The sequence below is a fragment of the Flavonifractor porci genome, from assembly GCF_037572415.1.
GTDB classification, from domain to species: domain Bacteria; phylum Bacillota; class Clostridia; order Oscillospirales; family Oscillospiraceae; genus Flavonifractor; species Flavonifractor porci.
In genome coordinates, this window is sequence record NZ_JBBHLB010000005.1 from 90,698 (window position 1) to 103,355 (window position 12,658).

At 60.8% G+C, this 12,658-nt stretch carries 15 protein-coding genes; 2 read left to right on the plus strand and 13 right to left on the minus strand.

What is annotated here, in order from left to right; genetic code table 11:
- Positions 1-18 precede the first annotated feature (18 nt).
- Positions 19-936 (plus strand): C40 family peptidase, encoded by a 918-nt coding sequence (locus WHJ28_RS06105; protein WP_340040661.1) that lies wholly within the window; start codon positions 19-21, stop codon positions 934-936.
- A gap of 110 nt (positions 937-1,046) precedes the next feature.
- Here the strand turns inward: WHJ28_RS06105 and WHJ28_RS06110 are convergent, their stop codons facing one another.
- The 9 genes from WHJ28_RS06110 to WHJ28_RS06150 form a co-directional block, all read right to left on the minus strand.
- The gene (locus WHJ28_RS06110) at positions 1,047-3,107 is read right to left on the minus strand and encodes a hypothetical protein (RefSeq protein WP_340040663.1); all 2,061 of its coding nucleotides are present in this window, start codon (positions 3,105-3,107) and stop codon (positions 1,047-1,049) included.
- A 15-nt stretch (positions 3,108-3,122) separates the two neighbouring features.
- Positions 3,123-4,670, minus strand: a complete 1,548-nt coding sequence (locus WHJ28_RS06115) for an XAC2610-related protein (RefSeq protein ID WP_340040666.1) — start codon at positions 4,668-4,670, stop codon at positions 3,123-3,125.
- 13 nt (positions 4,671-4,683) lie between these two features.
- Positions 4,684-6,348: a hypothetical protein gene (locus tag WHJ28_RS06120; RefSeq protein WP_340040668.1), complete on the minus strand. Its 1,665-nt coding sequence runs from the start codon at positions 6,346-6,348 to the stop codon at positions 4,684-4,686.
- On the minus strand, positions 6,345-7,247 hold the full coding sequence (locus WHJ28_RS06125; protein WP_340040670.1) for a M56 family metallopeptidase: 903 nt from the start codon (positions 7,245-7,247) through the stop codon (positions 6,345-6,347). The genes WHJ28_RS06120 and WHJ28_RS06125 overlap by 4 nt, the downstream gene beginning before the upstream one ends.
- Entirely contained in the window at positions 7,244-7,618 is a 375-nt protein-coding gene (locus WHJ28_RS06130; protein ID WP_340040672.1) for a BlaI/MecI/CopY family transcriptional regulator, read from the minus strand. Before WHJ28_RS06130 ends, WHJ28_RS06125 begins: the two co-directional genes overlap by 4 nt.
- A gap of 127 nt (positions 7,619-7,745) precedes the next feature.
- On the minus strand, positions 7,746-8,093 hold the full coding sequence (locus WHJ28_RS06135) for a serine proteinase (RefSeq protein ID WP_340040674.1): 348 nt from the start codon (positions 8,091-8,093) through the stop codon (positions 7,746-7,748).
- Between the two features lie 98 nt (positions 8,094-8,191).
- Positions 8,192-8,599 (minus strand): GtrA family protein, encoded by a 408-nt coding sequence (locus tag WHJ28_RS06140; protein WP_340040676.1) that lies wholly within the window; start codon positions 8,597-8,599, stop codon positions 8,192-8,194.
- Positions 8,583-9,548 carry a glycosyltransferase family 2 protein gene (locus WHJ28_RS06145; RefSeq protein WP_340040678.1) on the minus strand — a complete coding sequence of 322 codons (966 nt, stop codon included), beginning with the start codon at positions 9,546-9,548 and terminating at the stop codon, positions 8,583-8,585. The genes WHJ28_RS06140 and WHJ28_RS06145 overlap by 17 nt, the downstream gene beginning before the upstream one ends.
- 71 nt (positions 9,549-9,619) lie before the next feature.
- Positions 9,620-9,820, minus strand: coding sequence for a helix-turn-helix transcriptional regulator (locus WHJ28_RS06150; protein ID WP_340040680.1), 201 nt, complete (start codon positions 9,818-9,820; stop codon positions 9,620-9,622).
- A gap of 119 nt (positions 9,821-9,939) precedes the next feature.
- Here WHJ28_RS06150 and WHJ28_RS06155 point away from each other — a divergent pair, with 119 nt between their 5' ends.
- A complete protein-coding gene (locus WHJ28_RS06155) occupies positions 9,940-10,218 on the plus strand; it encodes a hypothetical protein (RefSeq protein WP_340040682.1) in 279 nt (92 codons plus the stop codon).
- A 79-nt stretch (positions 10,219-10,297) separates the two neighbouring features.
- Here the strand turns inward: WHJ28_RS06155 and WHJ28_RS06160 are convergent, their stop codons facing one another.
- The 4 genes from WHJ28_RS06160 to WHJ28_RS06175 form a co-directional block, all read right to left on the minus strand.
- The gene (locus tag WHJ28_RS06160; protein ID WP_340040684.1) at positions 10,298-11,008 is read right to left on the minus strand and encodes a sigma-70 family RNA polymerase sigma factor; all 711 of its coding nucleotides are present in this window, start codon (positions 11,006-11,008) and stop codon (positions 10,298-10,300) included.
- Positions 11,005-11,448, minus strand: coding sequence for an anti-sigma F factor (spoIIAB, locus tag WHJ28_RS06165; RefSeq protein WP_340040686.1), 444 nt, complete (start codon positions 11,446-11,448; stop codon positions 11,005-11,007). The genes WHJ28_RS06160 and spoIIAB overlap by 4 nt, the downstream gene beginning before the upstream one ends.
- Before the next feature lie 15 nt (positions 11,449-11,463).
- Complete coding sequence (locus WHJ28_RS06170) at positions 11,464-11,769, minus strand: anti-sigma factor antagonist (RefSeq protein ID WP_340040688.1); 306 nt, start codon at positions 11,767-11,769, stop codon at positions 11,464-11,466.
- Positions 11,770-11,862: 93 nt separating this feature from the next.
- Complete coding sequence (locus WHJ28_RS06175) at positions 11,863-12,591, minus strand: hypothetical protein (protein ID WP_340040690.1); 729 nt, start codon at positions 12,589-12,591, stop codon at positions 11,863-11,865.
- Positions 12,592-12,658: the final 67 nt, after the last annotated feature.

The following is a 12,658-nucleotide window of genomic DNA, read 5'->3' on the forward strand; positions in this document are numbered from 1 at the left end:
AACGGAGGAATTCTACCAATGATAACGCCTGCCAAGCTTCTGCGCACCACGCTCCTGACCGTCGCCGTCTCCGTCGCCTGTATGATCGGCGCTTCCGCCGCCAGCGGCGTGGGCACCGTCAATACCGATGCCCTTCGCCTCCGCAACGAGGCCAGCACCACCTCCACCATCCTGGCTACCGCCTCTGAGGGTGACACTGTTGTTATTCTGGAAGACGCCGGCAACGGCTGGTATAAGGTGGACTACAACACCGTCGAGGGCTATATGTCGGGCGAATATCTGACGGTCTCCGCTCAGGCTGATGTGACCATCGGCTACGGCCTGGTCCAGGCCGGCGGCTCTACCCTGAATGTGCGCAGCGGGCCTGGCACCACCTGTAGCAAGGTGACCACCCTCAATGACAACGCGGTTGTCACCATTGTGGGTATCAATAATGGCTGGTATAAGGTCAAGACCTCCAGCGGCGCTGTGGGCTATGTTAGCAGCGAGTACATGGTGACCTGCAAGGATTCCGCCGGCTCCCGCGGCGACGGCGCCACCGCCGTGGCTGTGGCCTCCGACAACAGCATGGGCCAGCAGGTTGTGGACTATGCCAAGCAGTTCCTGGGTGTCCCCTATGTCTACGGAGGCAATGGTCCCAGCTGTTTTGACTGCTCCGGCTTTACCAGCTACATATATCGCCACTTCGGTTACACCCTGAACCGCACTGCTTCCACCCAGCTCTCCAACGGTACCCCCGTTTCCAAAAGTGAGCTGCAGCCCGGCGATCTGGTATTCTTCCGTTACAACACCTCTTACCCCGCTTCCCACGTGGGCATCTACATCGGCAATGGCCAGTTTATCCACGCCTCCACCAATAAGTACATGGTGCAAATCGATCAACTGATGACCGGCCATTACGCCAACGTGTATATCGCTGGTCGCCGCATCCTGTGATTTTTGCTTGGCAGGTAAAATCATATGACGATAAAACAACCCCGCTTGCAATTGCAAGCGGGGTTGTTTTTCTACAAAAGTAACCGTCGCAGCAGGCGCTTTGTTTCGTATCAGTTAAACATATTGTTGAGTACGATACGGCTTACCCCATCCCCGTCGAAGAAGAAGAGAATGACCGCCCCCCAACCTGCCGGGTCGGCACAGTACCACAGATAATCCTCCCCGGGATACAGCCCCCAGTAGTCGGTATGGGACAGCTTTTCGCCGTAGGCAGCCTCCACCTCCGCCCGGGTGGAACCCACCCGGATGCCCCGGTCGGTAGAGAGATCGGTTCGTGTGGTCTCCAGACGCTGGATGGCGTAGCTGCCGTCGGCATTGCAGTAGCACAGGGCGGAAAGGCCCTCCCACGCCATCTGCTGCCACCAGTCCCCCTCCTGGTAGATGGGCTCGGCCCCCTCCAGAACGGTAACCACAGGCTCCTCCCAGAAAAAGTCCGCCTCGCTCCCCGGCCCCGCCGGGTTGGGGTATCCGTCCCGCCACAGTGCCACCGCCCCATCCACCAGATGGTATCCCTGCTCCAGCGCCGCCTGCTCCACCGTTTCTCTGGGCACACTTTCGCCCAGAACGGTAGTCATGTCTCCTCCCTGGCCCAGTTGGAACACCAGCCACAGGGGTTCCGGATAGGAATACCAGTTTCCATCCTCCCAGCCGCTGCAAGTCAGCTGATAGACCACGCCGTAGGTCTCGTAAAGCTGCCGCAGACCCAGGTAGCTTGCTTCATCGATCCGCATGGTGCGTCCTTCCGGCTGGAGCGGCGCCTGGTCGGCAAAGAAAATCGACATATCCTCCGGCCTGTTGCTGTAAAAATAGGCCACCGCGGCGTTCCGGGCCGCCAGCGGCATGGGCGCGTCCCGCAGCATGACATCTACTTCCGGGAAGGCGGTCAGGATGCCCTGCTCCAGCATCCAGTACATCATCCGATAATTATAGGTGCCTACAGCAGCCAACCGCGTGGGCTCCACCTGTTCGGAATCATACTCTCCCAGCGATCCGACAAAGGTATACTGCTCGCCCTTACGGAAAAAGAGCAGATCTTCACCCACATAGGTACCATTGGCGCCATAGGTAATTCCATAGCACTCCAGAGCGTCCATATCCCGCCATTCTTCCGCCAGATCCAACCGGCTCAAATCAGTAAAGCTGGTACGAAGGATCAGCTCCATGGGCAGTTCCGAATAGCCCACATGGTCTACCATATATTGCAGGACTTGTTCCTCCACCTGGGGAGGAATCTGCTCCATCGCAAATCCCCCTTCCGGCTCCCCGCCGGAGGGCCCCCACTGATACCACAGGGGTATTTCAAAGGACGCCAACTCGTCCGCCGGGATGAGCAATTCCTCCCCCAGAAGGGCGGACAGCTTGTAGTTGTAGCGACGGTAGCTGCCGTCAGCATACACCAGCAGGCGCCGCCAGCCGTCCACAGCGTCCACCGCCGGGTCGGCATCGTCGGTCATACAGGTGAGGTAGAACTCCACGCCCCCGTCATCCCGGATGCGGAACCCGGTCACCGTCCCACCCTGCGCGGCCAGGGCCACCTCCGCATCCGCCAGCTCCCCGTTCAGGTACTCCTCCGCGCCCCGGCAGAGGGCATCCTCCGTAGTTCCCGCCAGTTCCAGGGCCTCCGTCAGGGTGACCACCCGATCCTCCTGCCGGTCGTAGACCAGGGTATAGAGATCACCGTCGTTGCCGGAGCTGGCAGAGTCCAGATAGAAGATCAGGTTATCGTACCGTTCGGTGACCGCAGGATAAAACAGGCACCGCTGGCCCCCTACCATATTCATGGGGGCATCCATAACAGTCCGATACTGGCTTTTAAGGACAGCCAGGGCTTGGTTGATCTCCTGGGCGCCCTCCCCCTCCGCCGTCAGTCTGGGAATCTCAATGTAGTTGCCCAGGACGTCGTAATACTGGGTATCCATCGTCAAACCTCCGGCCTGGGTGGTACTTCGGCAGGCCACCAGTCCTCCGCACAGGCCGATGGCCAGGGCTACCACCGTCACCAAAAGCAGTGCGGGCCGCTTGTGCCGGGCAAAGAGATTACGCAGGCGCTGCTCGGTGGCCTTTGCCGAGCCGCTCATATGGGTGGACAGCCGGGTATGGGGCACGTTCATAAGGACCCTCCTCTCTCATGACCATCTGAGCTGTCTGTAGCTGATCTGCTCCAGGGTACCGTCTTCAGTCCAGACATACACCGCCTCCTCCGGCCGGCCCGCATCTCCCCGGATATGTTCCACCACCTGCCGGCGCTCCGCATCAATGGTAAGTTCCGAGAACAGATAGGTGGAAAAGGAAAACCGGCTCGTCTCCTCGTCCCACAAAAACCACACATAGCTTACATTGTGGGGGAAGCTCGACTCCGCCAGCAGGCCCAAATCGGGGGAACCGTCAAAATTCAGGTCCCGGATATCCGGCTCCCCAATATTGGGGTCCCGGATCAGAAACAGGCCCCGGTAGAAGCTGTCCGGCGTATACACATCGTCCTCCACCGCCATGAACTGAAGCGGTGTGTCACCCTCATAGACCCGGATCTGCTCGATTGCCAGACAATAGGGCTGCTGGTCCAGAGGCTCCAGTTCCAGCTCCAGGGACAGGTTTCGCCCGGTGGCGGTGGTCATGGTAATCCGCTGGCTCTCTACCTGCCGGTTTTCCTCCCGCAGGGCCTTCCGCACCTCCTCTTCACTCCCTGTGACCACCCGGATGAGATTGGGCCAGAGCTGCTCCTCACCACTCCAGAACGTGGGGCAGAGCAGCACCTCCATTCCCAGCCACTCCTCCCCCGTCAAAACAGAGCAGGCCAGCAGGGTGTACCGCTGTCCGCACAGGGTATCTTCCCCCGGCGTCACCTGGACGATCTGCCACTGGGCGGAGGTGTTGCTGGCCTGCCAGGGGTTGTCCTGGTCTCTGGTTCTGTACTCCAGCACCCGGCGCAGTTCATTCATGACCCTTTCCGGCGCATGGTATCCCCCCGTCAGCTGAATCCGCTCCCGAAAGGCCCATTGGGGTCCCCGGCCATACAGGCGCCAATCATCCGCCCCCTGAAAGATCTCTACCCCGCCGGGACATGGCAGGGGTATTTTGTCCTCCCAGTAGTTCTGGTACTCCACCCAAACCTGGGCGTCCTCCTGCCGCAGGTCCCCCTTCATGGGCCAGACCCAGGTGAAGTCGGTACCGTCAAAGGCCAGCAGCCCCCCCTCTCCATAGGTGTAACCCTGCCCTCCGCCGTTGACGGTGTAGAGGAGATAGTCCACATCGTCCTTTCGGAAGGTGGAAACCTGGGGCCTGCCGCCGCTGGAGGTGGCGGAAAACACCGGCCCGGTAAGCTGGCCCCGGTCATCCTCAACGCCGATGATCAGGGTATAGCGGGGGTAGTCGTCGTAAAAATGGCCGGCCACCAAGGTTCCCCCCTGGCCCTGGATGCAGGCCAGCTCCTGCCGCTGAGGCTCCCCATCAAAGCTGATCTCAGCAGCATCATACAGGGCATCCAGCCGCTGTTCCTGGCTGATCTGAGCCCGGCAGGCCACCAGGGAGCCGCACAGGCCAATGGCGAAGCCCACTGTCATTACCAGTGCCAGCGCAGGCCGCCGGTGCTTGATAAAGAGATTGCGTACCCGTCCCTCGGTTTCTCGGGCCGAGCCACTCATACGGGTGGACAGCCGGGTTTTGGGCAATTTCATAGCGTTCCTCCTGTCATGTTTCCGATTGCAGTACCAGGTTGCCCTGGCTGTCCCAGCCGTAGGTGCGGGTCACCATAGCGTCCCACTCCCGGTTCCACATCCGCTCCTCCAGCTGCCCCTCCTCAGGCTGCAGGGTCAGGTCCCCGGCCAGGGTAGCCAGATGGCGGAACTGCCCCGCCTCACTGTCCCACACGAACCAGCAGCGGCAGGCGTTCTGGGTGGCGTCGCACAGCAGGCCGAACTCCTCCACCCCGTCAAAGTTGATATCCCGGGTCTCCACCGGGCCACCTGCCGGGGTGTCGATGAGGAAGCCCTGGAAGGTGTGGACTCCGTCGGCGGCCACATCCTCCGCCGTGATGGTCTGGACCACCTGACCATCATTCAGGATGGCGATCCGGTCATACTCCCGCTGTGTCTCGTCCTGAGGCGGGGTACACCGCAGGGACAGTGTCAGTGTCTCGTCCCCGCCCACGTCCAACTCATAGGTATCGGTGAAGTAGCCGTCGGAGGCATAGGTGATCTGGCTTCCGTCCCAGGACACCGTCCCCCAGATGGGGCTGTGCCATTGGTCATACAGTTCCGGGATACGCAGGACCTGCAGGCCGTTCTCCCCGGTCTCCACATAGGAATGATCCACATAGAAACCGTCCACGGCGTCCAGCCGGAACTGCTCCGCCAGCTTGCCCTCCTCCACCTCCAGCACCGCATAGACACAGGCGCCGTAGTTGGACATGGGAATCGCCAGGGCGGCCAGCAGGGACTGCCGCTCTCTGGAGGTCATATGGAGTGGGGAGACCATAGGGTTGGTGACGCTGGGATAACGCCAGGACAGCACCTCTCCCGTACCCAGGGTCACCTCCACCTCCGTGGAACCCTGGTCCTGCCCGTCCGGCCAGGTGGTTCTGGTCACCAGATGGTCGTCGCCCTTACCCTGGCTGTCCAGGGTAAGGTTCTCCAGATAACTGAGGCTGCTCCCCTTTGGCAGGGGCTGTCCCTCCGGGTTAAGCACCACCTCGCTCCAGTTGGCCGCCTCCAGCAGTTGAGACAGGGGCACCCGCTCCTCCATCTCTCCCACGTCGTCATAGGGCCAGACGTGGATGACCACCGTCCCATCCTCCGGCTGGAAGGCCAGCTCCACCATTCTCCCATAGTCCCCATCCAGGCCCAGCAGACCGGCTGCCGCCGCCTGGAGCTGCTGGGTACGCAGGGACCCGTCGGGCCAATACCGCCACACCTGCAGAAAGAATTCGTTCTCCAACAGAGTATCTATCGCCCCGTCCCCGTCCAGATCCACCTGGTACAGGGGCTCCCCGGCCTGGGTCAGCGGGAAGTCAGTTCCGTCCGCCAGTCGGATCTGATAGGCGTAATTATGCACTCCATCCTCTGTCAAAGTGTGGGTCACGGTGCCTGAAAGACCTAAAAGATCCGCAAAGGGCACCGTCTCCTCTCCCGGCTCAGTGAGGGCAAAGGCCAGTTTCTCTCCCGCCGGGGCGGCGGAAATGGCCGTCTCCGACCGGCAGGCCACCAGGGAGCCGCACAGGCCGATGGCAAAGCCTACTGCCAACACCAGAGCCAGAGCAGGCCGCCGGTGCTTGATAAAAAGATTGCGAACCCGTCCCTCGGTCTCCCTGGCCGAGCCGCTCATGGCTGTGGACAGCCGGGTCTTGGGCAATGTCATGCTTTCTCCTTTCTCAGGGCCGCCACGGCCTGCAAAATGGCTCTGCCGTAGGCGGCGTGTTCCTCCTGGGGCAGCCGTTTCAAGGCCCCCTCGTCGCAGGCCAGCTCGGTGTCCCGCTCCACGGAGCGTACCATCAGCCACACCAGGGGGTTAAACCAGTGGACGGCATTGACCCACAGCACCAGGGTTTTCAGCCAAATGTCCCGGCGGCGGTGGTGAATCAGCTCATGGAGCAGGGCGTAGCGCAGTCCCTGACCTCCGGCCTCCTCCGGCAGCAGCAACACCGGCTTGAACAATCCCGCCAGCATAGGTACCGCCAGGCCGGGACACAGGCGCAGCCGGGGTCTGCGGTGGAGAGAGAGGCTGTCGCACAAGCCGTTGAACAGGCGGATGGTATCCGCATCCTCCGCCGGGCAGCACCACCGGGCCAGGTATCTTTTAAAACGGAGATGGGCGATGAGATTCCACCCCAGCACCGCCGCCCCGCCTGTCACCCACAGGGCCAGCAGCACACCGCCCACCGTGATGGGGGCAGGCTGGTCCTGCTCTGCGGGCAGAACCTCAGGCGCGGGGGTGAAGACCGGGACAGACGAGGGCACCGCGGATGGGGCCGCCGTCCGGACCGGCCGGGAGGGCTGGGCCGCGCTGGGCCGGGGCGTCCCCGCCGGCTGGTAGATCACCCGGTCCGGGGGCACCTGGATCTGGATGGGGGCAGAAGCCGATCCGGCGGGCAGCAGAGGCAGAGGAACAGCCAGTCGGAGGGCCAATAGCAGCCAGGCCCAGCACCGCCATCTGGCGCCGTACCGTCCCCGGGTCAGTTTGGCCAGCACTGCCAGCAGCAGGACCACCGCCCCGCCTCCCAGGCTTACCCCCGCCATGGAGGTCAAAAAGTCCGTCATACCTGCTTCTCCCCGCTGAGCTCATCCAGCAGATCCCGCAGCTCGTCCAAGTCCCGCTCCTCCAGGCCGTTCTTGGCCAGAGCCGCCAGGAAATTCCGGGGGGAGCTGCCGTACAGTTTGGAGAGCACCGCCCGGCTGTCAAAGGCCAGGTAATCCTCCCGGCTGACCAGCGGGGTGTACAGGTTGCTCTTCCCCTCCCGGCGGACGGCCACAAAGCCCTTCTCCGCCAGGCGGGTCAGATAGGTATTCACCGTATTGGAGGCCCAGCAAAACCCCTCCAGGGCGGTCTCCAGGGCGGAACGCGGGGTATCCGGTCCGGAGGCCCACAGGGCCTTCATCACTTCCAGTTCTGTATCAGGGAGTCGTTTCATCTCTATCACCAACTTCATTTGTAGTGGATATTATTATACTACATTTGAAGTGGATGTTTGTCCAGTTACAATCCAGTTACATGGATGCAAAAAGCCCTCCGCCAAACGGCGGAGGGCTTCTGGCACCTTATTCCACAGTATAATCGCTGACTTCAGCCTGTGCGGCTGCCTGGGAGATGTCCTCGTCGGACAGGACCCCGTCCTGCTTAATCTGGGCGATGCGGGCCTTGTTCTCCTCAATATTGATCTTGGCGGTGGTGATCCGCTGGCAGAGGGCCGCATAGCCCGGTTCCGGGGCGCCGCCCCGCTCGGCATAATAGAGCTTGCCGATCTCCAGATAGGCCTTGCGGATAGCGTCCTCCTCTCCGGAATTATTGAGAGACAGCTTGGTGATCTCCATCAGCTGCTTGGACTTGGCCATGCCGGCCCGGCCCAGATCGGTGGCTTTATCCTTCAAATCGTCAAAAAAGGCCATTTTCTTACCTCCTTGCGGTATACTGGCTGAAATGCTGGCCCTATTCTACCCCCATTTTCCGGCGGACGCAAGAGAAGGCCGGGGGATTTCACATAAATTTAATGCTTCTTTTTCTGGAAGGCAAAGAACCGCTGGCCAAAATAATTGAGAATCGTGTACAGGGCCATGCCCCCCAGCTTGGTGAGCCGCTCCTGCCAGATGGGTTCCATACCCGTGTTGCCCAGCACCCAACCGGCGATGGGTTGGGCCAGGGCGTAGGCAATTACATAGCACACCGCCACGTTGATGGCGAACTTCACCGCCGAGCGCAGGAAGGTCTCCTCGCTGTGGAAGGTAAAGTGGCGGTTGAGGAAAAAACTCATCACCGCTCCCGCCACATAGGCGATGGCGGTGGAGGGCCAGTAGCCCAGCCCCTCCAGCAGGAACATGAGTACCATGGACAGCAGGGTATTGCCCACCCCCACCAGCAGGAACTTGGGGATGGAATTATCAATCAGCTTTGCCATGCTTGTCCTCCAATACCTCACGAATCAGGAACCGGGGCCGCTCCTTGGTCTCCAGATAGACCTTGCCGATGTACTCACCAATGACGCCCAAAGAGAGCAGGATCAGTCCCCCGATGGCCCACACAGAGCAGATCAGACTGGCCCAGCCCAAAATGGTCTCGCCCATGGCCCAGCGGACGATAGAGTAAATGAGCATGGCGATGCTCACCAGGAACACCAGGAAACCCAGGCCGGTGATCATGCGGATGGGTTTCACCGACAGAGAGGTGATACCCTCCATGGCGAAGGAGAGCATCTTTTTCAGGGGGTACTTGCTCTCACCAGCAAAGCGTTCTCCCCGCTCATACTCCACAGTGCCGGTGCGATAGCCGATCATGGGCACGATACCCCGGAGGAAGAGGTTGACCTCCTTGAACTCCGCCAGCCCCTCCAGCGCCCGGCGGGACATCAGGCGGTAGTCGGCGTGGTTGAACACGGTCTCCGCTCCCATGGAATTCATCAGCCGGTAAAAGCCCTCGGCGGTAAAGCGCTTGAAAAAGGTATCCTTCTTCCGGGAGGAACGCACGCCGTACACGATGTCACACCCAGCATAATACTGCTCCACCATGGCGTCCACCGCGTCGATGTCGTCCTGGAGGTCGGCATCCATAGAGATGGCCATGTCGCACCGCTCCTTGGCGGTCATGAGTCCCGCCAGCAGGGCGTTCTGGTGGCCCCGGTTGCGGCTCAGGTCCACACCGGAGAAAATGGGGCAGCTCTCATGCAGTTCTTCAATGATCTGCCAGGTCCGGTCCTTGGAACCGTCGTTGACAAAGAGTACCCGGCTCTCCCGGGAAATAGTTCCGGCAGCCATCAGGGCTTCCAGCTTCTCTTTCAGCCGCCGGGAGGTCTCGGGAAGCACTTCTTCCTCATTGTAGCAGGGAACAACAATATAAAGAATATCTTCCATATCAATCCAGCTTTCTTGTGTTTCTGTCTCTGTTATCTGCCATTATATGCTTCTTGGACGAAAAAACAGCGTTAAGGTTCCTCTTTGCCAAACAATGAGATCTCCAATACGGTACAGATCCGCATTAACACGTCCACAGAAGGCTTTTTTCGTCCGCTTTCAATCTCCGCAATAAAAGGCTGCGATACCTGGACTAGTTGGGCCAGTTTGCCCTGGCTCAACCCCTTTTCTTTCCTCTTTTCCCGGATCAGCGTCCGATAGTCCATCTGCATCACTCCTTTTCTCCTATTATAGCTGATAGCAATACCCTTTTCATCTATAGCTTTCAGCTATTGACTTTCTTCCATGGATGTCGTAACATAGCTATAAGCTATATTCCGGAGGTGTTACCATGGAACCACCCTTTGCGCTGTTGGAACAGGTCAAAACCCTGCTGCTCCAGAAAAAACTGTCCTCCCTGTCCCCCTATGAGGAGGCCAGGGAGGACAGCGAAGCTGCCTGGAAGAAATTCTGCCTCGCCCATACAGGGGAGATGCGGGGCGAGGTGCTGGACCTGCTGGACCGCCGGGACGGGGTATGGAGCATACAGCGGGACGCCGCCTTCTGCCTGGGGCTCCAGCTGGGCATGGAGCTGGGGCAGCTGGCGCGCTTTGGGGAAACAGATGGATAAGCCACGGGCGGATGTGGGCATCCGCCCCTACGGTTACAGACACCCCGTCGTAGGGGCCGATGCCCTCATCGGCCCGCCGTCACTCCTCCAATTTGTGCCGCAATCGCTCCACTGCCTTTCGCTCAATGCGGGACACCTGGACCTGGCTCACCCCCAGCACCCGGGCAGCCCGGTCCTGGGTCATGCCCCGGTAATAGCGCAGCAGGATCACCTGCCGCTCCCGGTCAGGCAGGGCGGCGATGGCGGTGCGCAGGGCCTCCCGCTCCACAATCCCCTCCTCAATGCCCTCGGTGCCCAGAACGCTCTCCAGGGTCATGCCGTCTCCGGTCTCCATCTGGAGGGAGGCCACCGGCAGCCCCGCCTCCTCGGCGGCGGCGATCTCCTCCGGCTCCAGTCCGGTGGCTTCAGACAACTGAGACAGGGTGGGTTCCCGGCCCAGGGAGGCCGACAGCCGCTCCCGGGCCGCCCGGATGGCCATCCCTCGCTCCTTCAGGCCGCGGCTGACTTTAATAGCCCCGTCGTCCCGCAGATAGCGCCGGATCTCACCGGCGATCTTGGGTACGGCATAGGTGGAGAACTGACAGCCGAAGGCGGGATCGAAGCCCCGCACCGCCTTCACAAAGCCCAGACAGCCCAGCTGGTACAGGTCCTCCGGCTCCACCCCCCGGCCATAGTAGCGGCGGACGATGGACCAGATCAGCCCGCCGTTCTCCTCAATGAGCCTGGCACAGGCCTCGTTGTTCCCCTGACGGGCCTCCTCCAGCAGGTCGGGGGTATCCGCCACATTCATTGCGCCCCTCCCAGCCGGCGGGAGATCCTGCGGCGCATGGTCACCACCGTCCCCTTTCCCGGCGTGGAGCGCACCTTCACTGTGTCCATGAAACTCTCCATAATGGTAAAGCCCATGCCGCTGCGCTCCTCTCCGCCGGTGGTAAACATGGGGCGTCGGGCCTGCTCCACATCAGGGATGCCCACGCCCTTGTCCTTGATCTGGATCTCCAGAGTGTGGTCCTCAAAGAGCCGCAGCCGCATCTGGACTGTGCCCAGCTTGTCCGGATAGGCGTGGACGATGCAGTTGGTCACGCCCTCACTTACCGCCGTTTTGATGTCGTTGACCTCCTCCAGGGTGGGGTCCAGCTGGGCGGCGAAGCAAGCCGCTGTAGTACGGGCAAAGCCCTCGTTGGCCGAACGGCTGAGAAAGACCACTGTGGCCTCATTCATCGGTTTCATTATGTAGTTCCTCCGTCATTCAAATTTCATCAACCGGTCCAGCCCGGCCGCCCGAAGCACCTTGCCCGCCTGCTCGGGCACATGGACCACCTCCACGGTCCCCTCCAGCTCGCTCATCCGGCGGCTGGCTCTCAGCAAGACGGCGATGCCCGAGCTATCCATAAAGCTGACGCCGCCCAGATCCACCGTCAGATGACGGGGCATGGTCAGGTCGATCTGCCGCACCAACTCACCTAAAATCTGTTTGGCCCGGTGGTGGTCCACCTCGCCGTCAATGGCCGCGTACAGCGCCCGATTCTCTGCTTTGCAGGTCACTGCCATGGCATATCCCCCCTGTACAAAAAAATCGCAGTATACCAATTTTTGGTATACTGCGATCCTATCACAGATGGGGCATATATTTTGTCGAAGAGGTCACCGGACCAGGGAAAAATCGGTAAAGATCCACTTCTCACCCACTTTTTCGTAGGGGAAGTCAAAGGTCAGGGTATCCACCACCGCGCCGTCCTGTGTCGGGTCCAGCACCTCCACCGTCACCCGAACAGTACAGCGATTGGGATCTCCGTCCCGCAGGACCTGAGCGGTCTCGGCGCCCCGGGTGATATCGGTACCCCGGCCTCCGTCCTGCACATAGAGCACACCGTCAATGTCCACATACTGGGTGCCGTCATAAGGCAGCAGCTTTTCCACCAGATCATCGGAAAACAGGCTCTTGAGGTAACCCCGCAGGGTGATGGTACTGTCAATGCCGGGATAATCCACCCGATAATAAGTGACGCCGTCCACCGCCCGACCGTCCGTCTCGTCAAAAGGCAGAGGCTCCACCTGGAACCACCAGAACGCCTCCACCGCCGCCCGATAGGCCGACAGCACCTCCTCGTCGTTAGGGCCATCATAAACGATGGGGGTGGGAGAAGGCTCCACGGAGGGCTCCGGCGTGGCTGTTGGCTCCGGCGTAGCTGTGGGTCGAGCCGTCGGCGTAGGAGAAGGCTTCGGGGTGGAGGTTGGCACCGCGCTCTGCTCCACCTCCGGCGTTGGGGAAGCGCTGGGCAGCACGGTGGACACCGCCTCGGTATCCCGACAGGAACCGGTGCAGCCGCCCAGCAGCAACAGCACTGCAAGCAGCGGGATCAGCCTTTTCAACACTCTAACCTCCTTTCCACGGCCTCCGTCAAACCAGGCCCCAGGATATGATGCTACATTTTATCCG

Excerpts from the sequence above, each read along its gene's own strand:
- WHJ28_RS06105 (WP_340040661.1), top strand. The coding sequence starts at position 19 with ATGATAACGCCTGCCAAGCTTCTGCGCACCACGCTCCTGACCGTCGCC.
- WHJ28_RS06110 (WP_340040663.1), bottom strand. The coding sequence starts at position 3,107 with ATGAACGTGCCCCATACCCGGCTGTCCACCCATATGAGCGGCTCGGCA.
- WHJ28_RS06115 (WP_340040666.1), bottom strand. The coding sequence starts at position 4,670 with ATGAAATTGCCCAAAACCCGGCTGTCCACCCGTATGAGTGGCTCGGCC.
- WHJ28_RS06120 (WP_340040668.1), bottom strand. The coding sequence starts at position 6,348 with ATGACATTGCCCAAGACCCGGCTGTCCACAGCCATGAGCGGCTCGGCC.
- WHJ28_RS06125 (WP_340040670.1), bottom strand. The coding sequence starts at position 7,247 with ATGACGGACTTTTTGACCTCCATGGCGGGGGTAAGCCTGGGAGGCGGG.
- WHJ28_RS06130 (WP_340040672.1), bottom strand. The coding sequence starts at position 7,618 with ATGAAACGACTCCCTGATACAGAACTGGAAGTGATGAAGGCCCTGTGG.
- WHJ28_RS06135 (WP_340040674.1), bottom strand. The coding sequence starts at position 8,093 with ATGGCCTTTTTTGACGATTTGAAGGATAAAGCCACCGATCTGGGCCGG.
- WHJ28_RS06140 (WP_340040676.1), bottom strand. The coding sequence starts at position 8,599 with ATGGCAAAGCTGATTGATAATTCCATCCCCAAGTTCCTGCTGGTGGGG.
- WHJ28_RS06145 (WP_340040678.1), bottom strand. The coding sequence starts at position 9,548 with ATGGAAGATATTCTTTATATTGTTGTTCCCTGCTACAATGAGGAAGAA.
- WHJ28_RS06150 (WP_340040680.1), bottom strand. The coding sequence starts at position 9,820 with ATGCAGATGGACTATCGGACGCTGATCCGGGAAAAGAGGAAAGAAAAG.
- WHJ28_RS06155 (WP_340040682.1), top strand. The coding sequence starts at position 9,940 with ATGGAACCACCCTTTGCGCTGTTGGAACAGGTCAAAACCCTGCTGCTC.
- WHJ28_RS06160 (WP_340040684.1), bottom strand. The coding sequence starts at position 11,008 with ATGAATGTGGCGGATACCCCCGACCTGCTGGAGGAGGCCCGTCAGGGG.
- spoIIAB (WP_340040686.1), bottom strand. The coding sequence starts at position 11,448 with ATGAAACCGATGAATGAGGCCACAGTGGTCTTTCTCAGCCGTTCGGCC.
- WHJ28_RS06170 (WP_340040688.1), bottom strand. The coding sequence starts at position 11,769 with ATGGCAGTGACCTGCAAAGCAGAGAATCGGGCGCTGTACGCGGCCATT.